General features: G+C 54.8%; 24 protein-coding genes. 12 read left to right on the forward strand and 12 right to left on the reverse strand.

The genetic code is table 11. The features are described from left to right. The first annotated feature begins 398 nt into the window (after positions 1–398). Both C7476_RS06995 and C7476_RS07000 read left to right on the forward strand, forming a co-directional pair. On the forward strand, positions 399–809 hold the full coding sequence (locus tag C7476_RS06995) for a lysozyme inhibitor LprI family protein (RefSeq protein ID WP_114429177.1): 411 nt from the start codon (positions 399–401) through the stop codon (positions 807–809). A 181-nt stretch (positions 810–990) separates the two neighbouring features. Then, positions 991–1173, forward strand: a complete 183-nt coding sequence (locus C7476_RS07000) for a hypothetical protein (RefSeq protein WP_114429178.1) — start codon at positions 991–993, stop codon at positions 1171–1173. Positions 1174–1775: 602 nt separating this feature from the next. Here the strand turns inward: C7476_RS07000 and C7476_RS07005 are convergent. Together C7476_RS07005 and C7476_RS07010 are read right to left on the reverse strand one after the other, a co-directional pair. After that, on the reverse strand, positions 1776–1985 hold the full coding sequence (locus C7476_RS07005; protein ID WP_114429179.1) for a hypothetical protein: 210 nt from the start codon (positions 1983–1985) through the stop codon (positions 1776–1778). Positions 1986–2208: 223 nt separating this feature from the next. After that, positions 2209–2448 (reverse strand): hypothetical protein, encoded by a 240-nt coding sequence (locus C7476_RS07010; RefSeq protein WP_114429180.1) that lies wholly within the window; start codon positions 2446–2448, stop codon positions 2209–2211. A gap of 242 nt (positions 2449–2690) precedes the next feature. On the opposite strand from C7476_RS07010, the gene C7476_RS07015 reads away from it, so the two are divergent. After that, entirely contained in the window at positions 2691–3347 is a 657-nt protein-coding gene (locus C7476_RS07015; RefSeq protein WP_114429181.1) for a phytochelatin synthase family protein, read from the forward strand. A gap of 19 nt (positions 3348–3366) precedes the next feature. Here C7476_RS07015 and C7476_RS07020 read toward each other — a convergent pair whose 3' ends face one another. Next, a complete protein-coding gene (locus C7476_RS07020) occupies positions 3367–3876 on the reverse strand; it encodes a GNAT family N-acetyltransferase (RefSeq protein ID WP_114429182.1) in 510 nt (169 codons plus the stop codon). Positions 3877–3963: 87 nt separating this feature from the next. Further along, a complete protein-coding gene (locus C7476_RS07025; RefSeq protein ID WP_114429453.1) occupies positions 3964–4593 on the reverse strand; it encodes a LysE family translocator in 630 nt (209 codons plus the stop codon). 136 nt (positions 4594–4729) lie between these two features. Here C7476_RS07025 and C7476_RS07030 point away from each other — a divergent pair, with 136 nt between their 5' ends. Then, positions 4730–5761, forward strand: coding sequence for an MlaD family protein (locus C7476_RS07030; protein WP_245426198.1), 1032 nt, complete (start codon positions 4730–4732; stop codon positions 5759–5761). Between the two features lie 1076 nt (positions 5762–6837). On the opposite strand, the gene C7476_RS07035 is transcribed toward C7476_RS07030, so the two are convergent. From C7476_RS07035 to C7476_RS07045, 3 genes are all read right to left on the reverse strand, one after another. Beyond that, complete coding sequence (locus tag C7476_RS07035) at positions 6838–7353, reverse strand: hypothetical protein (protein ID WP_245426201.1); 516 nt, start codon at positions 7351–7353, stop codon at positions 6838–6840. Positions 7354–7475: 122 nt separating this feature from the next. Continuing rightward, positions 7476–7802, reverse strand: a complete 327-nt coding sequence (locus C7476_RS07040) for a hypothetical protein (protein ID WP_114429184.1) — start codon at positions 7800–7802, stop codon at positions 7476–7478. 208 nt (positions 7803–8010) lie between these two features. After that, positions 8011–8853: an FkbM family methyltransferase gene (locus C7476_RS07045; protein ID WP_114429185.1), complete on the reverse strand. Its 843-nt coding sequence runs from the start codon at positions 8851–8853 to the stop codon at positions 8011–8013. Positions 8854–9188: 335 nt separating this feature from the next. Here C7476_RS07045 and C7476_RS07050 point away from each other — a divergent pair, with 335 nt between their 5' ends. Beyond that, positions 9189–9527, forward strand: a complete 339-nt coding sequence (locus tag C7476_RS07050) for a BRA0787 family protein (RefSeq protein ID WP_114429186.1) — start codon at positions 9189–9191, stop codon at positions 9525–9527. A gap of 208 nt (positions 9528–9735) precedes the next feature. On the opposite strand, the gene copM is transcribed toward C7476_RS07050, so the two are convergent. From copM to C7476_RS07065, 3 genes are all read right to left on the reverse strand, one after another. Beyond that, positions 9736–10119, reverse strand: a complete 384-nt coding sequence (gene copM / locus C7476_RS07055; protein ID WP_181872374.1) for a CopM family metallochaperone — start codon at positions 10117–10119, stop codon at positions 9736–9738. Positions 10120–10198: 79 nt separating this feature from the next. Further along, a complete protein-coding gene (locus C7476_RS07060; RefSeq protein ID WP_114429187.1) occupies positions 10199–10552 on the reverse strand; it encodes a hypothetical protein in 354 nt (117 codons plus the stop codon). A gap of 56 nt (positions 10553–10608) precedes the next feature. Further along, positions 10609–11772, reverse strand: a complete 1164-nt coding sequence (locus C7476_RS07065; protein WP_114429188.1) for a cystathionine beta-lyase — start codon at positions 11770–11772, stop codon at positions 10609–10611. A gap of 200 nt (positions 11773–11972) precedes the next feature. On the opposite strand from C7476_RS07065, the gene C7476_RS07070 reads away from it, so the two are divergent. The 7 genes from C7476_RS07070 (at position 11973) to C7476_RS28110 (ending at position 17911) form a co-directional block, all read left to right on the forward strand. Further along, on the forward strand, positions 11973–12767 hold the full coding sequence (locus tag C7476_RS07070) for a phosphatase PAP2 family protein (RefSeq protein WP_181872375.1): 795 nt from the start codon (positions 11973–11975) through the stop codon (positions 12765–12767). A 237-nt stretch (positions 12768–13004) separates the two neighbouring features. Further along, positions 13005–14033: an amino acid ABC transporter substrate-binding protein gene (locus tag C7476_RS07075; protein WP_114429190.1), complete on the forward strand. Its 1029-nt coding sequence runs from the start codon at positions 13005–13007 to the stop codon at positions 14031–14033. A gap of 143 nt (positions 14034–14176) precedes the next feature. Continuing rightward, complete coding sequence (locus tag C7476_RS07080; RefSeq protein ID WP_114429191.1) at positions 14177–15373, forward strand: amino acid ABC transporter permease; 1197 nt, start codon at positions 14177–14179, stop codon at positions 15371–15373. A gap of 2 nt (positions 15374–15375) precedes the next feature. Further along, a complete protein-coding gene (locus C7476_RS07085) occupies positions 15376–16533 on the forward strand; it encodes an amino acid ABC transporter permease (protein ID WP_114429192.1) in 1158 nt (385 codons plus the stop codon). Between the two features lie 12 nt (positions 16534–16545). Continuing rightward, positions 16546–17349 carry an amino acid ABC transporter ATP-binding protein gene (locus C7476_RS07090; RefSeq protein WP_112530964.1) on the forward strand — a complete coding sequence of 268 codons (804 nt, stop codon included), beginning with the start codon at positions 16546–16548 and terminating at the stop codon, positions 17347–17349. A gap of 107 nt (positions 17350–17456) precedes the next feature. Further along, a complete protein-coding gene (locus C7476_RS07095; RefSeq protein ID WP_114429193.1) occupies positions 17457–17750 on the forward strand; it encodes a hypothetical protein in 294 nt (97 codons plus the stop codon). Beyond that, entirely contained in the window at positions 17750–17911 is a 162-nt protein-coding gene (locus C7476_RS28110; RefSeq protein WP_181872376.1) for a hypothetical protein, read from the forward strand. Before C7476_RS07095 ends, C7476_RS28110 begins: the two co-directional genes overlap by 1 nt. Positions 17912–17914: 3 nt before the next feature. Here the strand turns inward: C7476_RS28110 and C7476_RS07100 are convergent, their stop codons facing one another. Both C7476_RS07100 and C7476_RS07105 read right to left on the reverse strand, forming a co-directional pair. Next, positions 17915–19192 carry an FAD-dependent monooxygenase gene (locus tag C7476_RS07100; protein ID WP_181872377.1) on the reverse strand — a complete coding sequence of 426 codons (1278 nt, stop codon included), beginning with the start codon at positions 19190–19192 and terminating at the stop codon, positions 17915–17917. Then, entirely contained in the window at positions 19189–19434 is a 246-nt protein-coding gene (locus C7476_RS07105) for a zinc-finger domain-containing protein (protein ID WP_114429195.1), read from the reverse strand. Before C7476_RS07105 ends, C7476_RS07100 begins: the two co-directional genes overlap by 4 nt. Positions 19435–19450 lie beyond the last annotated feature (16 nt).

Raw genomic sequence — 19450 nt, forward strand, 5'->3', positions numbered from 1 at the left:
CGTAGCCGGGCGCTGTCGCACGACAATCCAATCGCCAGGCGCACTCGGCAATAATCCAACAGTTGAGTATTAATTTCTGTATTGGATTGCACCAAGGTTGGAAGAATAAAAGTCACAGAAGCGAGAATAATTTGGCAAACAGACGAGACAACGTCCCGTTTTGGCGTTTGTGATCAGTCGTCGTTCCATCTGTTACAGGGAATTGGAGAAACTTTGAATTTGTTAGCAAATTCTAATTTGAAATTTAACCAAATGCATCGAGCTAAACTTGCCTTATGCCGCAGTTTCATGCAACATTTTGGCAAGTTGAACCTTTGGGTCAGTAACATGAGCCAGATTATGAAGGGCTTTACTGAAGGCGCACGAGCTGTTTTTGGATTCTAAACGGAGGACAATCGATGAAAACCGCGACATTGGCTGCTGCCTTGGTTCTGGCCATGCCGACTTTCGCTTTCGCGCAAGACAAATGCTACGACGACGCCAAGACTCAGTACGATTTGAACCAGTGTGCCGGTGCTTCACTCGGTAAATCCGACAAAAAGCTCAATGAGCTTTACACGCAAATCGAAGCGCGCCTGAAGGACGACGCAAATACCAGGAAGCTTCTCGTTCAGGCACAGCGGGACTGGACCAAATTTCGCGACGCAGAGTGCAATTTCCAGACTTCACTGGCTGCCGGTGGAAGCATGCTGCCAATGCTCGTCGCGCAATGCCTGGACGACCTGACGCAATTGCGTGTCAAAAACTTCGAGGGTTACCTGAAATGCCAGGAAGGGGATATGAGCTGCCCCGTTCCGGCCGCGAATTGATACTTGCGTGAGGGGTTCGAGGCAGGGCGGATTGTGAAACGCCATGGATCGTCGCTTGCGCCCATCCTGTTGTTGGCAGGTTCCATCCCGGCAACAGCACAGGATGGCATGGGTTTCGATGTTAACGTTACGCTCTCCCCAAAAGCGGCCGCCAGGCTCGCGGCGGAAAAGGAGGGGATCGTTGTCTTCGCCGACTATTGGCGATCCAAAGCGGAGCGCCGAGAAGCACGCCAACGAGATCGGCCAAATCGATCTTGACCAGCGGGACGAGACTGTGGCGATACCGGGCACCGGTGGCCGTGCGCATGTCAGTGGCGCGAAGGTTGACACGAAGCGTCTCGCTTGGCTCGGCCAACTCCAGTAGCCCTTTCTGCAGGCTCGGCGGAGCCTCGACGGGACTTGTGGTGCCGCAGGTCGGCAAGTACAAAGCCCGACCCTCCGGAATGCAACTTACCGGAAGGTCGGGCGTCGGTTGGGTCTGCTGTGTGAAAAAGAAGCGGTGTCCTTTTTAGCAGGCCTCGCCGGCCCGGGGGTGGTGCCGGCGCCGCTAAAATACTCCCAAAATGGCAGTGGCAATATGGACCAAATGCCTGCGCATGCTCAGACTAAGGTCTGGTTTCGCAAAGTCTTAGGTCTGATGATACCGATCCGGAGGAGGTGGGGTCCGGCGCCCCTTGCGCTTGGATGATGGCTGCCGGGGCCGCTGTCGACTTGGCGGGTCGACTGCTCCGCACAACGCATCATTCAGCGATCGGTTTGCAGAATAAGCGATGGCTGCGGCGCACCGCCCGCAGTGAGGCTCGGCCATCGAAGTGTGCCACATACGACCGAACCTCACCTGCGGGGTCTGTGACCCAACGATGAATTGTCCGCCCGCGGACAATTCATGTCAAGCCGGCTCTACGGAAAGATCGTTAGCCTCTCCGATCGATACTGGCCAGAAAAGATAATTGATCAGCGATGAGGTTATTTGATCGTTGATTTGGCGTTGATCTCGGCGCGCTGTGCAGCCAACAGCGCATGTTCGCTCGGCTTGAAGCGGGCTTCTATGTCCAGGTAAGTCGAGTAGCCAACGCCTATCAGCAGCAATATGGCTACGCCATAATCGCAGACCTTGACCAGAAATGACCGGGTGCGTCTTTCTTCGAAGTCAGAATAGTTTCGAGTTCTTCTCATGGTCCCGCCCCAGTCTTTTTCTTGTTATTGGGTAGGGATTTTACTACCGGGGATAGTCCGGGGCAATTCACCAGCGGCTAATCAGTTGGAATGACGACATTGCTGACCAAGAGCTATACGATAGAGTTTGAGCTGCTGTCCCTGTGCTCATGAGCGGTCGTTTCGCTACAGTCGTGGCCACCAAACCGTTCCAGGATTGGCAATCACACATGTTTGGCTACAATCAATGATATGTGGCTTTGCGATCCAGGAGGACTTCGCGATGGGCCGCAATCGTCGCAATCATCTCAAAGTCGCGGACGCCCGCATCGAACAGTTTCATGATGTGGCGTGCCAGGCGATCGGCATTTTTGTAGGATACTGGCGGCTCGCCGAGAAGGTCACAAGCCCTGATGTGGGCGTCCTCCAAAATGCACCAATCGTCTTCGTCATAGGTGAGTTTTTCAAAGAGATGCAGGGACATGATGGCGCCTCCTACCACCAAAGGCGGGAGCACTTGTATGTCTCTCAATCGCTGGTATGCCGTTGACAGACCCAGCGACCACGACATTAAAAAACGCACTTGGACCGGCGTCAATAGTATGTCTTTCAGTAGACAGTGCCACAACAGATGCGCCGGTGACTGTGTCGCAGAAACAGGCATGGTTTGCTGCGTCGCGCTCCATGCGCTAACCTTGGTCCTTGCTCAATTCGCGAGTGCCGGTGATGAAACGTGGCCTCATTTTTGGTCTAGCCGTGTGCGCCGGTCTGCTAGGCGCCGCCGCTGTTTTTATTGCCAGCCAATCCAGTGTTTCACCCAAGGCGATAGAGCTGTCGGTCAATCGTGCACCGGAACTCCTGGAGCGAGCATGGCGCCTCCCGGTCGCCGCTACATTCAACTCGGACGTGACCTGGCAGTCCAACGGTTCCCGCTGTGGCCCGGCAAGCATCGCAAACGCCTTCCGCTCCATTGGCGAGGAGGAAACCACGGAAGCGCAGGTCCTCGAAGGCACGGGTAAATGCTGGACCGGCTTCTGCATCATCGGACTCACCCTGGACGAGCTCGCCGAAGTCGCCCATGCCCATACTGAGCGAAAAGTCTCGGTCATTCGCGACCTCACCGCCGAGCAGTTTCACGAGCATATGAAACACGCCAATGATCCGGATCGCCGCTACATCATAAACTTTACCCGGGAAGCGATTTTCGGCGGCGGCGGCGGTCATCATTCGCCCATCGGTGGATATCTGGAGGCGGAGGACGCGGTTTTCGTTCTCGACGTGAACGAAAATTACAAGCCTTGGCTGGTCAAGAGAGAACGTTTGTTCAAGGCGATGGACACGTTCGATGGCGAGAACAAGCGCGGCTTGCTGTTGATAGAATGAGGCGAGAATGCTCCTGACCCTAGTGCCATTCAACCCACAGCGTTTCGCGTTTCGACATGTCGAGAACCGTTGCGTGACGGTCGAGTATTGCCCGCAGGCAGGGGCCGATCCGTTCTTCCGGCATGGGTTCAAAGCCATATTTGCGAAACCACGGACCATTCCACCGCGGTGCCCGGAAGGTCGTCAGCATGACGCCCGATAGTTTCAAGTCCCTGGCACGCGACTTGACCACGTCGAGAAATGCTGCGCCCACACCGCTTCCGGAGAAATCGGCAGCAACCATGATACTGGCGATGTACATCAATCCGTCGAGCGGCTGCATCAGAACATAGCCGACGCATTTTCCATCGATTTCGGCGACAACTGTTTCGCCACTGAGAAAACGTTCTGCAGCGATAGACGGAGCGTCCACCACCATCTCGAGACCGTCCCATCCGGCATAACGCAAGCGAGCGGATTTCTCGATCGATCGCAACGTTTCGATCTCTTCGAAGCGAAATGGTCGCAGGTTGAGGTCGTGATGGTCCATTGTTGAATTTCCCGACGCGCAGAATCATCGGAATCATAAGACTCGTTCATGACAGCTGCGCGTCGGGTAATTATTTTGGTGTCAGTTCTATGCGCTCGCCCGTCGATAGAACGCGAGCGAGCCGGCGAGGGCAAGCAATGCGCCGCCGCAGATCCTGTCGAGCCAGAGCGCACCGGATTTCTTCAGCAGGCGCACCGCACGCGAACCCAGAACGGCGTAGCCGAACATGACGGCGAAATCGATCAGTGCGAAGGTCACCGCCAGTCCCAGATACTGCGGAAACTGCGGCAATTCCGGCGCGACGAACTGCGGAAGAAACGCCGAGAAAAACAGATATCCCTTCGGATTTGTGACGGCGACGAAGAAACTCTTCAGAAATACTGCTCGCGATGAAGAGCCTGCACTGCCGCTCGTATGCAGGACCTCGAGCGTTCCCTTGGATCGCAACAGCATGATACCGAGGAAGGTGAGGTAACCGACGCCGATCCACTTGACCATGGCGAACCAGAATTCCGACGCGGCGAGGAGTGCGCCGAGACCCAGCGCCACCGCGCCGATGAGGACAAAATCCGACAGCACCGCTCCGGCCATGCCGAGGCATGCGGTCCTGATACCGAAACGCGAGCCGTTTGTCAGCGCCAGCAGCACTGTCGGTCCTGGCGTTGCGATGCCGATGAATGACACCAATGCGAATGCCAAAATCGTCAAGTTCATCATGATCCGCTCCCGATCAAATGCTGTTTGCCAGTCCAATAGTGTCAAACATCATTCTCTTTTTTCCGTTGTCAACTCAAGGCGCTGGTCTCGGATTATTGGTTCGCCATTGATTTGCCGTCCCTTGAGGCGGTAATGAATGGATCACTCATACAATCGCGGAGTCGCCTCAAAAGAATCGATGGAAACCAAGGCCAACTATCTTCTCGTTACGGTTTTCAGCCTTGTGGTCTGTGCGCTGGCGTTTGGTTTCTTTTACTGGGTCGGTCGTTATGGCGATACGCGGGAAACGTCGACGCTGGAAATCAGGGTTCCAGGTTCCGTCACGGGCCTGGCCGCGAACAGCCCGGTATTCTTCAACGGCCTGAAGGTCGGTGAGGTAAAGCGTCTCTTTATTGATTCGACCAATCCCGACGCCGTTATCGTTCAGACTGAGATCGACTCGACCACGCCGATCACGCGCTCGACCGTGGCAACGCTTGCCTTCGAAATTTTGGCCGGTCAAGCGCGCCTCGAGTTGACGGGCGGCAAGGCCTATGAGCCCAAGCTTCTGGAAGAGGCGGACAAGGAAGACACGATTGCCCGTATGGACGTCGATCCATCGTCCCTGAAGACGCTGGTGCAGACTGCGCAGGACTGGATCGACCGCGTCGACAAGGCGACGACGGCGACGGAAGAATACGTCGCGAGAACGCGTGGACCGCTGCTTGCGAGCATCCAGCAGGCCAAGGAATTTACCGACGACCTTGCCGGCAAAACCGAAATGATAAACGAATATGGCCAAAAGGCACGCAGCGTCGGAGAACTCATGAATGACGCGCGCGATGTCATCTCGCGGGTGAACAAATCTTCCATGCGCGTCGATGAAACATTGGCCAAGGTCGACAAGCAGCTTTCGGACGACAAGGACAGCGTGGCCAGCGAAATACGCTCCAGGCTCCAGTCCTATCAGAAGCAAGCCAAGGACCTGAACACGCAGCTCGTCGCCGTGCTCAACAATCTCGGCAATTTGACGGGTCAACCGTTACAAAATGCACAGCGCTTCATCTCGAACAGCCGGCGCGCGGTTGAAGGTATTGATCGCAGCGTTTCAGAAATCGCGGAGGACCCGCGCAAATATTTCTTCGGGCCCACCAGTACTGTGCCCGAATACGAAGCACCGCGGCGATAGGAAGTTCTAGGAAAAGTACATTCCCACTGCATAGCTTCCGACGGCCAGCAGAATCATGATCATCGCCGGCGGCCAGTACAGATAAAACTTCATTCCATTATCGGCAGCGTACCCGTTTTCATCATTCGATGGGGCATATGTCATTGTTGCAGGGGACTTCGCCCTCTTGTTGAAGCTCGTTAACGACACAAGAATTCACCTTCCGAACTGACGGCCTAGATACAAGACAATTGGTATGATGATCAAAAAGATTATGAGATAGCCCCAGATGGACGTCATGTAGGGCGCATAATCCTCCTTTTCCTTTTTTTCATCCTCTTCCATTGGTGCCTCCCACATCTGCCAATGAAAACAGTGATTAAGAGGACTTGGAGCCGCGATAAACTACGGCTCGGATTGCATCAGGCCATAGCGCCAGGGCGAAAACAACTTAGTAATTCTGTCTATATAATTAGCTCGAAAACCCATCATGGGATCAATCCCCATCAATTTCTGTCACGTCCCAAATGGTTTTCAGCGATAAGCGGTTCCGACAACGGGGCAATAGATCTGAATATGATGTGGCGGTTCCGCCGTGCAGGCAAGCGGACAAAGTCAAACAAGGTAAATACACAAAGATCGCCGCAGCCGAGCCACAGCGATCTTGATGTCAATCCTGCCGTGACTTTCGACGCGGATTATTTCGTGTGCTGTTTAAAACGCCGATGCGCAAAACCGCCTTTGGCTCGTCTCAGGATATCCGAAAGCCTGTTGGCGCTGGTAGGCTTGTTTGGCATTTCTTCGCGGACTTTTTGTAGAATCTGCGGTGTAGCGCAGCAGGCATTGTGCGGGGTATGAAGCGTCACGTCTCCCATTTGTCACTCCCTTAGAAGAACAATTGACCTAGTGGGCTTATCCAAAAGGCTGAAAGCAATTTATTCGCTTAAGCTAATAGGTGTACGCTTAGTTTTGCGGTTATTCAACTGGAATTGCAGCGCCGGTTTTCGCATGCGTATCAGAGGATCATCGACATGCTGTGAACTCCTTGCAAGAGCGCCGCTTGCCCCCGTTTTCGCGAACCTGAAAACCTGCGGTTTTCAGGCGTATGCCGGGTGAAACCGTCGCAATGAAAGAAAGCCCGCGATAACGAACAATGCCAGTACGACACCCTGTACGATCGCGAACGGGGGTTCAGAACCCGTAGGTGCGAGCGCATTGAGTGCCGGTATCTTCTGGAACGACTGCGCGACGAGAACAAAGCAGTTCAGATAGAGTGATACGATTGCACTGACGACGTAGACCCAGCGCCAGGAACCGGCCAGGCGGTAGACATAGAGCGCGGCAATGGCTGCGATGAGGAAAATCAACGATATGATGCCCACCCCTATGGCCGGCGTGAAGCCGCTATAGGGAAACAGGAAGCCGGTTACGGTCGTCGCCACTGTCGTTATCAGGAAGATCAGCGTCCAGCTTTCCTTCCTGTCGGAGCCAATAAGACCCGCCAGAACAATCAGCCCTGAAACAATACCGATCAGGCTTAGAATCACATGGAAAAGTGTAAACGGCGTCATACCGAAGATCATGATCGTGCCCCCAAGTTGCGATCCGTCCATATGTTCAATCCGGACGTGGCAACACGAAACAACGTTTGCGGCCGATTGTAAATCCGTCTGCCAGATGAGAAAATATGAGAAAATTATTCAATAATTCTTCAAGCAAATCAACGAATGGTGGGTTATCCGGTGCATTTGCGGCGATCGATTGACCGCGTCATTGAATCGGCCTGTCCCTGCAAGGCGCCGGCCTGCTTCTGGTTTGCCGTGCGATAGTCGGGCAGAAACGGACCGAAGCCGGTGACCACATTCGGATCCTGGTAGCCGCGGCCATTGGTGAGCCGGCTGATCTCGGCCACAGCCTGGTTGCGTTGCGCCACAAGTGCGGGGCAGGCGACACTGTCATAACGCAGGGATGAAATTTTTTCATTATCGAGCTGGCTTTGAATACCTGCGCAGCCCGAGAGCAGCGCGGAAAGAATGATCACCTGAAGGTGCCTTGTCGTCATGTGCCAATATCCTCGCCAGAGCGTGTCGCGCAAGTGTGCAGCGGTTTTGCGTTAACGCATGCGTAAAAAATCAAAGATCTAAAGCGCAGGGGCGAATCTGAAAGATCGCGACACGCTTTAGCGAACAGCGGGGACATGAATGCGGCAATGACGCCAGTTTGGCAAGATGGGTGCAAAAAATGCAGCACCAATCTCGCTGATTTCACGGTCAATCGATCAGCAGGACGCGCACGCTTCCCTGGTCGAGCGGGATGTCCGCTACATTGACGATTCGAGGTTCCACGCCCGTCAGCAAGACGCAGCGGCGATAATATGTGGCGAGATAGCGGACGAAACTCGAACCATGATCGCGGTGATATAGTTCCGGCGAAAGCACAGCATAAATTGGAGTGTTGCGTTCCATGAGCCCGGTCATGGACAGGCAGGCGATGGCCTCGTAACCTTCGATGTCGATCCATATGAGACCGATCTGCTCCAGCGGAACACGTGCGTCCTGCAGGATGGTTTCGACCGTGTTGATCGGGATTCTGGTCTTGATATCGTTGGGGCTCTGCTGTTTCATGCCGCTTCGCTGCTTGTCGTCGCGGCCTACGTAGAAATTGGTCATTCCATCGATGATACCCACGGCCCCCGGGAAGCAGCAAACCATATCCTGCACGCCGTTATCGTCGACGTTTCGCTGCAAGGCCGCAAAATTGACGGCCTCCGGTTCGACGGCAAGCACATGCGAGAATGCACCGCAAGTTGCCATTTCGATGGTCTGTATGCCCGATGCGGCGCCAAGTTCCAGCACCGCCGCATTTTCACGAAATGATCCGGTCGCGCAAAGGATGTGACAAACTTTTGCGACATCGCTTTCCGGTAATGCATCAAAGACGATGCGGGTGTCGGCGGAGCTGCGTAGCTCACTCCATGCGGCTGCCTTCAACCAACGAAAACGTTCCGCAAGCGGCTGGAAGCGGGCGGTCAGATAACCACCGAGACGTTGTTTGAAATTGCCCGATAAATCTGGTCGCGGCTCAAATGCCGCCACGCGCTGAAAATAGGTCATTGAAAAAGTCCAGTTCAAAACAATGATCAGTAAAGCAAAATGTGGTTCTTATTAACGTTACAGACCGATGCAAGTCAAACCAGCGCAACTCAATAATTAGAGCTATAGGAAAAATTCTCACAGAAAATACGGTATATTCAACGGCATGCATGAATCTGTGCAGTTCTTGGTTGAATGACGGAGGTTAAAACTGTAGCGAAAACTCGATTTAATCAAGAATGACTAGTAAAATAGTATGGTATAGCAGTTTAGGCTTGCGATAGGTGCCGTCTCGCCCTTATGATTCCACTTCCGGGAGCCCCCGGCAGTTGCAACACAAGAGTGAGGAGACAGGAATGCCTGGTTTGCTGCACCCACTTCATGAGGGCCATGCGCCCATCATATTGCACAATGCCTTTCAGGATGCGATTGACGCCTTGGAGGATTGGGAACTCGGCAGTGACGAGCCCCAGATTGACGTCAACGAGAAACGGGTCCCGATCAGTGCCGTGTTCCGGCGTTTATGGACCTGTACGGATATCCTTCCCGCACGCACACTTGCCGTCGTGGAGGATTTGTTACCTTTGCGTTCCGCCGAATTCAGAATCGGATCATCGACCTATGCCGATGCCGCCCATAGTCTTTGGCAATTAAGCCTGCAGAAACGCGCTGCAACTACCGAGATACGCCAGTAATCTGGAAATCGTTCTCTGAAAATCACCCGCCGGCCAAAACCGGCGGGTGATTCTTGTTTAAGAGCCCGTTTGGAAAGTCGCTGCGGCGGGACATATGGCGTGGCTTTCGAGAACCGGCGCGCAGCGTACCCTAGGTACGTGAGCACCGGAAGCGCAGAAAACCGCGTCAGATGACCGCCGCAGCAGAGTTTCGAACGGGCTCTGAGTTTTAGCCGCCGTTCTTGGTTAGCCAGGCTTTCATTTGTTTGATCTCGGTCTCCTGCGCTGCGATGATCGTTTCGGCCAGCTTGCGGATTTCCGGATCCTTGCCATATTCGAGTTCGACTTTTGCCATGTCGATGGCGCCCTGATGATGTGCGATCATGCCAGACACAAAATCCTTGTCTGTATTGCCGGTAAAGGGGATTGCCATGTCCTTGTGCATTTTCGCATTGGCTTCGGCGAATGCCTTGGAGGGTGCGCTTTGATCGCCTTTGGGCATCGCCATCATGTCATTGGTTTGGTGCGTTGTGTGATCCTGCGCCAGCACCGGCGAACCGAGGGTGAGGGCACAGACCAGCGCTGCGCTGCGAATATATGTGATTTTCATCATTGATCTTTCCATGGGCCAGTCAAACCGGCGCAGGCTACGGCCCGCTCACCTGCGCGTCAAAACGAAAGGAAACGATCGATTAAAACCGGGGAGGGCGCGGCAGCGGCGCATTGTCGAGCGCGACAAGCGGCAATTCTCCTGCTCGCGGAATGATGATCTTGGGTTGTGGGATAACCGGGACCACAAGCGTGATTGCGGGTACGCCGATACAGGCCGCACACACCGCTGGATGCTGTTGTTTGACGTCCCCCGGGCAATGATCTTTGCCGGCGCAGCCACCGGAATGATGAGCATGGCCAGTCGCCTGCGAAGCCCCGGTCGCGACATCCTGCAAACCCAGTTCTGCAGCCAGACGGCCGGGCGCCGCAAATACCGGAACCCAGCCAATGCTGAGCGCGGTCAAAAGCGCGAGGATTGCGGCGAGCCTTTTCATTTGCACCTTATAGCGGTCATGTCACCGGGATTGAAATCACCTTGTATTTATCCGCGTCAAACCTTTGCTGCGGCCAGTCCGTTTTCAATATCGGCGATAAGATCGGCCTTGTCTTCAAGCCCGATCTGCAGCCGGATGACCGGTCCTGCGTAATTCTTTCCCGTAATCTCCCGACCGCCGAGATGGACATGCACTGCCAGACTTTCATATCCGCCCCAGGAATAGCCCAGGCCGAAAATCTTCAATGCGTTGAGAAAGGCGTGTGCCTGCGCAATTCCGCCGGGGATGACGATGGAAAACACGCCGCCCGCACCACAAAAATCGCGTTTGAACAGGGCGTTTCCCGCATGGCTCTCGAGACCGGGATGCAGCACCTCGATGACACCGTCCTGCGCCTCGAGCCATCCGGCGATTTCCAGCGCGCTCTCCGCATGCCGTTCCATGCGCACGCCCATGGTGCGCAGGCCGCGCAAAACCTGATACGCATCGTCGCCGCTCACGCAGAGCCCGAGCGCCGAATGCGCCGCATCGAGTGTCTTGAAGCATTTCTCGTTGGCCGAAATGGTTCCCATCAGGATATCCGAATGCCCGGCGGGATATTTGGTCGCCGCATGGATCGAGATATCGACGCCATAGTCCAGCGCCTTGAAATAAATCGGCGTCGCCCAGGTATTGTCCATCATGACGACAGCATCTGCCGCATGGGCCTTTTCGACGATGGCAGGGATATCCTGGATTTCGAATGTGTTGGAGCCCGGCGATTCGGTGAAGACGACACGGGTGTTCGGCTTGATCAGTTGCTCTATACCGGCGCCAACGAGCGGGTCATAGAACTCGACCTCGACACCCAATCGTTTCAACATGGTCTTGCAGAAATGGCGGGTATTGCCGTAGCAGCTGTCGACCATCAGCAGATGATCGCCCGGCGAGAGGAAAGCCAGAAGCGGTACTGTCACTGCCGCAAGACCGGAGGGAACGAGAACAGTGCCGGCTGAGCCCTCCAGCTCATCGATCGCGCGGCACAAGGCATCGGTCGTCGGTGTTCCATGCGTGGCATAGGTATATTGCTGGCTGTGATCAGCCATGGTTTGCGCGTCCGGAAACAGCACGGTAGAAGCATGAACTACAGGGGGATTGACGAAGCCGTGATAGTCACGTGGATCATAGCCGCCATGGGCAAGCCTCGTATTGATTCCGAGTAGTTTCGGTTGCTTGTCCATGAGATCGTCTCCATATTTCGTGTGCCTTGTCAGAGACCGTTTGAAAATTCATCCCTGATGTGTCAGCTGAGCACCGGAAGCGCAGAAAATCGCATCAGATGATCGTCGGGGGTGAATTTGCAGACGGTGTCGCAGATGTCGATAATGCCACGGCGTGCTTGTTGCAACAGGAGAGCAGGCTGATTGACTGGAAAGACAAGATGACGAAGCCACGCAATCAGGGGCAAACGCAATCCGCCTTGAGCCGGGTCGGTCAGTCCGTTGTCCGCTTTCTGCGCCGCATCAATTCTCCCGCTTATCCGGGTTCTCCACCCGCGTGGACGAACGGCATGTTCATGGCCGTCGTTCTCATCTTCTTCCTCATTCTGCTGATTCATCCCTATGACGCGCTCCTGTCACGTAGCCTGTCGACCTACGAGCCCCTTAATGGTGTACGGCATCTGACAGACATCGGCCTGTCGCAATGGTATCTCATTCCGGCCTTTGTCATCGGCGTCTGTCTGATCGGCATCGATTGGGGGAATATTGCCCGACACCGGCGTATCCGCTTTGGCCTCGTCTATGCACAGGCGACCTTCGCCTTCTGGGCCATCGCTTTATCGGGGATCCTGACCAATATTGCGAAGTTTCTTATCGGCCGGGCCCGTCCAAAATTCATCGATACACTGGGGGCCAACAGTTTTTCTCCATTCGAGGCCGGGTATAATTTTGCGAGTTTTCCTTCGGGTCACTCAACCACCATGGGTGCGGTTGGTGGTGTACTCGCACTGTGGTTTCCACGCTGGCGGATGCCCATCATCCTGGCGACGATGTTCATCGCTTTGACCCGCGTCTTTGCCCGCGCTCACTATCCGACAGATGTTATGGCTGGTTATACAATCGGCTTTCTATTCACGATTGTGCTGGCCCGATTCTTGGCCGGACGCCGCACAGCCTTCGTCTTCGGGAAAAGCCAATTCTGGCCATCTATGCGGTTCAGCGAGCGTTTTTGGTAACAAAACACTCATCTGAACAACAAATGATCCAAAAATCTCTTCGTGAGCAGTCGAAAGTCTAACATTGCTATAATATTGAGCAAAGATTACCGCTTGACCAAAGCGTCAGAATGGCCTTCGATAGCCACGTGAATGGGAGACATATTGGGCCCTTTTTTGGGGGCGTGGGGAGCGATCCGCCAATATGATCTTTCCTCTGTGGGAACTATGGGCACCAACCTAAAGGGTCAAATCGTTATGAAAAATCTTGTTTTGAAGGGCGCTCTGGCAGCCTCGGCTTTCGTCCTTCTGGCGAACGCGGCCTCGGCTGCCACACTGGACGACGTCAAGAAGAAGGGCTTCCTCCAATGCGGCGTAAATACCGGCCTTCCAGGCTTCGCTTCACCTAATGATAAAGGCGAATGGTCGGGTTTTGACGTCGACTATTGCCGCGCAGTGGCTGCTGCCGTGTTTGGTGATCCGACGAAAGTAAAATATACGCCATTGTCCGCGAAAGACCGCCTCCCTGCATTGCAGTCGGGCGAGATCGATGTTCTCATCCGCAACACAACCTGGACTCTCAGCCGTGACGAACAGGGCTTTGATTTCACCGGCGTCAATTATTATGACGGTCAGGGTTTCATGATCAACTCGAAGAAGTTGTCAGGCATCAACTCGGCTCTGCAGCTTTCGGGTGCTTCGGTTTGCGTGCAGGCAGGCACGACCACCGAGCTCAACCTTGCCGACTATTTCAAGGCGAACAAGATGGAATACAATCCCGTCGTGTTCGAGAAAGTTGAAGAGGTCAACGCGGCGTACGATTCAGGACGTTGCGATGCCTATACGACGGACCAGTCGGGTCTTTATGCGTACCGCCTCGCACTAACTGCGCCGGATGATCATATCGTTTTGCCTGAGATCATTTCGAAGGAGCCGCTCGGACCTGTCGTACGCCAGGGTGATGCACAATGGGCCGACATTATTCGCTGGACTCATTATGCCTTGTTGACTGCAGAAGAACTTGGCATCACCAAAGCCAATGTCGAGGAATTGGCCAAGGGTGACAGCCCTGAAGTGAAGCGTGTGCTCGGTCAGGAAGCTGGGACCAAGCTTGGTACAGATCTTGGTTTGACCAATGATTGGGTCGTCAACATTGTAAAGGCCGTCGGCAATTACGGTGAAATTTTCGAAAAGAATCTTGGTTCAGGAAGCCCGCTCAAGATTGCGCGCGGCATCAATGCCCAGTGGAGCAAGGGAGGCCTGCAGTACGCGATGCCGATTCGCTGATCGCTTGGAGCAATTCCAAAAATGGGAACCGGAATTGCGTCAAACAGAGTGATCATTTGAAAATCAGGTGAGGAGGTTTGGCCTCCTCACCTACCCATAATAAAAAATAATAAGAACAAGCATTTACAAGAAATGAGGGGCCAATGGCATCACAGGATATTACGCCTGTCGTTAAGGACAGCGCCAAGGTATCACTTTTAAACGATCCGAAATTCCGCGGTTATATTTTTCAGGCGGTGGCCGTCCTTGTGATCGCCGGCCTCGTATACTGGATGGTCAACAACACGATCACCAATCTCCAGCGTGCGAACCTTGCGTCGGGCTTCGGGTTCCTCGATGGTCGTTCCGGCTTCGATATCAGCAGCAGTCCGTACCTGGCTTATTCGAGTGACTCGACTTACCTGCAAGCGTTGTGGGTCGGTATTCTCAACACTCTGACAGTCGCTTTCGCCGGCATCATCACCGCGACGATCATCGGCTTTATCATCGGTATTGGCCGGCTTTCTCACAACTGGCTGATACGCAAGATTTGCACGGTTTACGTCGAAGTCTTCCGCAATGTTCCGCCTTTGCTGGTTATTTTCTTCTGGTATTCCGGCGTTTTGTCGGTACTCCCGCAGGCCCGTCAGAGTATCAGCCTGCCGTTCAACATGTTCCTGAACAATCGCGGCTTTTTCTTCCCCGCCCCGGTCTTCGGCGAGGGCGCGTGGCTTGCCGGGGTTGGCCTTCTGGTTGGCATTGTCGGCACGTTCCTCGTGCGGCGCTGGGCCTATAAGCGGCAGATGGCGACTGGACAGCAGTTTCCTGTCGGCTGGACCTCGCTTGGATTAATCGTCGGACTGCCGCTCCTGGCGCTCGCGATCAAGGGTTTCCCGCTGTCGTTCGACTATCCGGTTCTCGGCGCCTTCAATTTGAGGGGAGGCTCTCAGGTGGGGCCGGAATTCATGTCCCTCTATTTGGCGCTGTCGTTCTATACCGCATCCTTCATCGCCGAGATCGTGCGCGCCGGCATCCGCGGCGTAGGCAAGGGCCAGAGCGAGGCGGCTCATGCTCTCGGATTGCGCGCAGGCCCGACGACGCGGCTGGTGGTTGTGCCGCAGGCGATGCGCATCATCATCCCGCCTCTGACGAGCCAATATCTCAATCTGACCAAGAACTCGTCCCTGGCTGTTGCGATCGGCTATCCTGATCTGGTTGCAGTGGGCGGGACGATCCTCAATCAGACAAATCGTTCCATTGAAGTCGTTACCATCTGGCTGGTGGTCTATCTCAGCATCAGCGTTCTGACATCGCTCTTCATGAACTGGTTCAACGCCAAAATGGCACTGGTGGAGCGCTGATCATGGTGGATAGTAATTTAAGCTTTGTCCGTACCGAAATGCTTCAGGGGCAGACACCGCCGCTGGCCGAGCGTGGCGTGGTCAAATGGGTGCGCACCAACCTCTTTGCCGCGCCCGTCGACGCCGTCCTTACGATTCTAGCGCTTCTGCTCATTGCGTGGTTCCTGCCCCCGGTGATCAGATGGGCGTTCATCGAGGCGGCGTGGGTCGGACCCGACCGGTCGGTCTGTTCGACCATTGCACAGGGTGGCATCCAGCCGGAAGGCTGGTCTGGCGCTTGCTGGGCTTATGTGAATGCCAATTTCAACCAGTTCATGTATGGCCGCTATCCGATTGAGGAACATTGGCGCGTCAATCTCGTGGGCGTTATGTTTGTGCTGCTACTTGTGCCGCTGCTCATTCCCAAAGTGCCCTACAAGGTGCTGAACGCCATCACGTTCTTCTTCATTTTCCCGATCGTGGCGTTCTTCCTGCTCGTTGGCGGTTGGCTCGGCCTTCCGTATGTCGAGACGCCATTGTGGGGCGGCTTGCTGGTCACGCTGGTGATATCCTTTGTCGGTATCTGCGTTTCCTTGCCGCTGGGAATCATTCTGGCGTTGGGGCGGCGGTCGAAACTGCCTGTTATCAAGATGCTGTGCGTGATCTTCATCGAGACGATCCGCGGCGTCCCGCTAATAACGGTTCTCTTCATGGCGAGCTATATGCTGCCGCTTTTCCTTCCCCCGGGTGTCACCTTCGACAAACTGCTGCGTGCCCTGATCGGTGTGGCGCTATTCGCATCGGCCTATATGGCGGAAGTCGTGCGCGGCGGTCTGCAGGCGATCCCCAAGGGTCAATATGAAGGTGCCGATTCACTCGGCCTCGGCTACTGGCAGAAAACGAGGCTGATCATCCTGCCGCAGGCGTTGAAGCTGGTGATACCCAGTATCGTCAACACCTTCATCGGTCTGTTCAAGGATACGAGCCTGGTTTCCGTCATTAGCATGTTCGATCTCCTCGGAATCGTGAAACAGCACTTTTCCGATGCCAATTGGGCATCTCCGCAAACACCTATCTCTGGCTTGGTCTTCGCCGGATTCGTCTTCTGGATTTTCTGTTTCGGCATGTCGCGTTATTCCCTGTTCATGGAAAACCGGCTCGATACAGGACACAAACACTAAGGAGCTATGCTTATGACCACTGAAAACATCATCGACCCGGAAGAAATCCATGTCGACCGCTCGCTCCTCCACGTTTCAAAGACGGACGTAGCTGTTGAAATCATCAACATGAACAAGTGGTACGGCGACTTTCACGTACTGAAGGACATCAATCTCAAGGTGATGCGCGGTGAGCGCATTGTCATTGCGGGTCCGTCCGGCTCGGGCAAGTCCACCATGATCCGCTGTATCAACCGCCTGGAAGAGCATCAAAGCGGCAAAATCCTTGTCGACGGCATCGAGCTCACCAGCGATCTGAAAAAGATCGACGAGGTGCGCCGCGAAGTCGGCATGGTGTTCCAGCACTTCAATCTTTTCCCGCATCTGACGATCCTCGAAAACTGCACGCTCGCGCCGATCTGGGTGCGCAAGATGCCGAAGAAAAAGGCCGACGAGGTGGCGATGCACTTTCTGGAACGCGTCAAGATCCCGGAACAGGCCAATAAATATCCGGGCCAGCTCTCCGGCGGTCAGCAGCAGCGCGTGGCAATCGCCCGGTCGCTCTGCATGAATCCGCGTATCATGCTGTTCGATGAACCGACTTCGGCGCTCGATCCGGAGATGATCAAGGAAGTGCTGGATACGATGGTCCAGTTAGCCGAAGAAGGCATGACGATGGTTTGCGTCACGCACGAGATGGGCTTTGCCCGTCAGGTCGCAAATCGCGTGATCTTCATGGATCAGGGTCAGATCGTCGAGCAGAATGAACCGATAGCGTTTTTCGACAACCCGCAGCACGAGCGCACGAAACTGTTCCTCAGCCAGATCCTGCACTAGCAGCCTTGGAACGAAATTTCCCGATTTATTGCGGCGGCCAAACCGGCCGCCGTCTCTTTATGATTTTCAGTACCAGATTTTGACAAAGCCATTTCATCGGAATTTTTATGACCGACGACGATCAAGAGACCGCCAGAGGTGAACTTAAAGAGCTCATTGCAATTGAAAAAATGCGCAATAATGAGATTCGCAAATACGTTGCTGCGGCGATTGACAGGCTTTCTACTGCAACTGCCGTGGTTGGCATTCTTGGACCGATTGTCAGCGTGGTCACAAATGGCGCGAGCGATCACACGTCATTCTTCTTGGTGTCGCAATCGGTTATTATTGTCAGCGGCGGGGTACTCTCGTACGGACTTCATCTTTATGGTAAAACGATATTGAGGCGAGGGTTACGATAATGCTGGCAAATACTATCTTCATCATATTCTGGATGACTGTTATCAGCGTTGGCGCGATTCTTGTTGCCAGACATGAGGTCAATCAGAGCCAGAAAGAAACCGATGATCGCATCGCTGAAATCACGCGCGAGTTGAAACGGCGCGGCACCCCGGCCGAATAACATTCAAACCTGTTCTTTTCGTTCTTCCGCGTCAAATCCGTACAGCCAGTCAAATCCCTCGATGAATTTCTCCACGGGACGGTTGCGCAGCACGATATTGCGCGCGACGGCCACCGGTCCCTTTGCATGATAGGCCAGGTGGTTGAGCGCCCCGCGCCGGACAACTGCACCAATACGTTTTGTCCGGGCTTTGCTGAACCGGGTGAGGGCAGATGGCCACGCCGCACGATCCACGCTCAACGCGTCAGCCAGTGCGCACGCATCTTCGATGGCCATCGCCGCACCCTGCGCCGCATAAGGTGTCATGGCATGCGCAGCATCGCCAATCAGCACCACACGCTCCTCGGTCAGGAATCGGCATTTCTTCATCTCGAATAGCCGCCACGGCGTCCAGGGACGACCCGCCCGCATGACATCGCGTAGTCCCACATGCCAACCGGCGAATTCCCGGATGAAATTCTGGCTCGGATTCTCCCGATCGACAGAGACAGCCCAGCGGTTGCCGGCCTGGAGGTCGGGCGCAACCGCTACAAAATTGATCATCTGGCCGGAACGGATCGGATAAGCGATCAGATGCGCGTTGGGGCCAGTCCAGGCGACGACGTTGACCCCTGGTGGCAACAGTGTCTTGAACGATTCCGGCAGCTGATCGACCCCTAGTGATGATCGCCATGCGACCATGCCGGTATAACGCGCACGGTCTGCGTCGGAGACAGCAGTGCGCAGGTTCGACCACACGCCGTCTGCGCCGACCAGCAGCGCGCCGCGGTGTTCCTCTATGCGGTCGTGATATTGCACGCGGACGAGCACGCCTTGGCTGTCTGCCTTGCGCTGCGTCACGGTCGATTGCAGCTGGATGGCGATGTTAGGCTGGCTGCGCGCGAGGGTGAGCAAGGTGTTCTGCAAATCGGCGCGATGGCAAACGATATAAGGTGCGCCCCAGCGTTCCTTTGCTTGTTCGCCAATCGGCAACCGCAGCAACTCGCCGCCGGCGGCTCCGTCCTGCAAGCAGACGGCTTGCGGTTCGACGGACGCGGATTGCAGCTTTTCCATTGCGCCAAGCCGGCCGAGAAGCCGCGTTGCATTGGGGGAAAGCTGCAATCCGGCACCGATTTCGGCGAGCGCCGCGCTTTTTTCGAATATCTGGACGTGAAAGCCTTTGGCGCTCAATGCAAGGGCAAGAGTGAGGCCGGCAATACCTGCACCGGCAATGATGATCTGATCAGGATTTGGTATTCGCCTGTTTCGTTCGGTTTTCAGATCGATAAGCGCTGCTTTCAAGCGGCCTTGTCCACATAGGTGCAGCCTTCCGGAACGGTCACATCGGCGGCAAGTGATGCGTCATATCGAAAAAGCGTGGAGCAATAGGGACACACCTTCTCATTGTCATCGCCAAGATCGAGGAAAACATGCGGATGGTCGAAAGGCGAATTGGCGCCAACGCACATGAATTCCTTCACGCCGATGGCAATGCTTGCATGTCCTGCGCTGTTCTGGAAATGAGGGATGCTGTGTCCAGCCATTATTCGCTCCTGAAAT

The organism is Phyllobacterium bourgognense, from assembly GCF_003337575.1.
In the GTDB taxonomy this organism is placed as follows: domain Bacteria; phylum Pseudomonadota; class Alphaproteobacteria; order Rhizobiales; family Rhizobiaceae; genus Phyllobacterium; species Phyllobacterium bourgognense.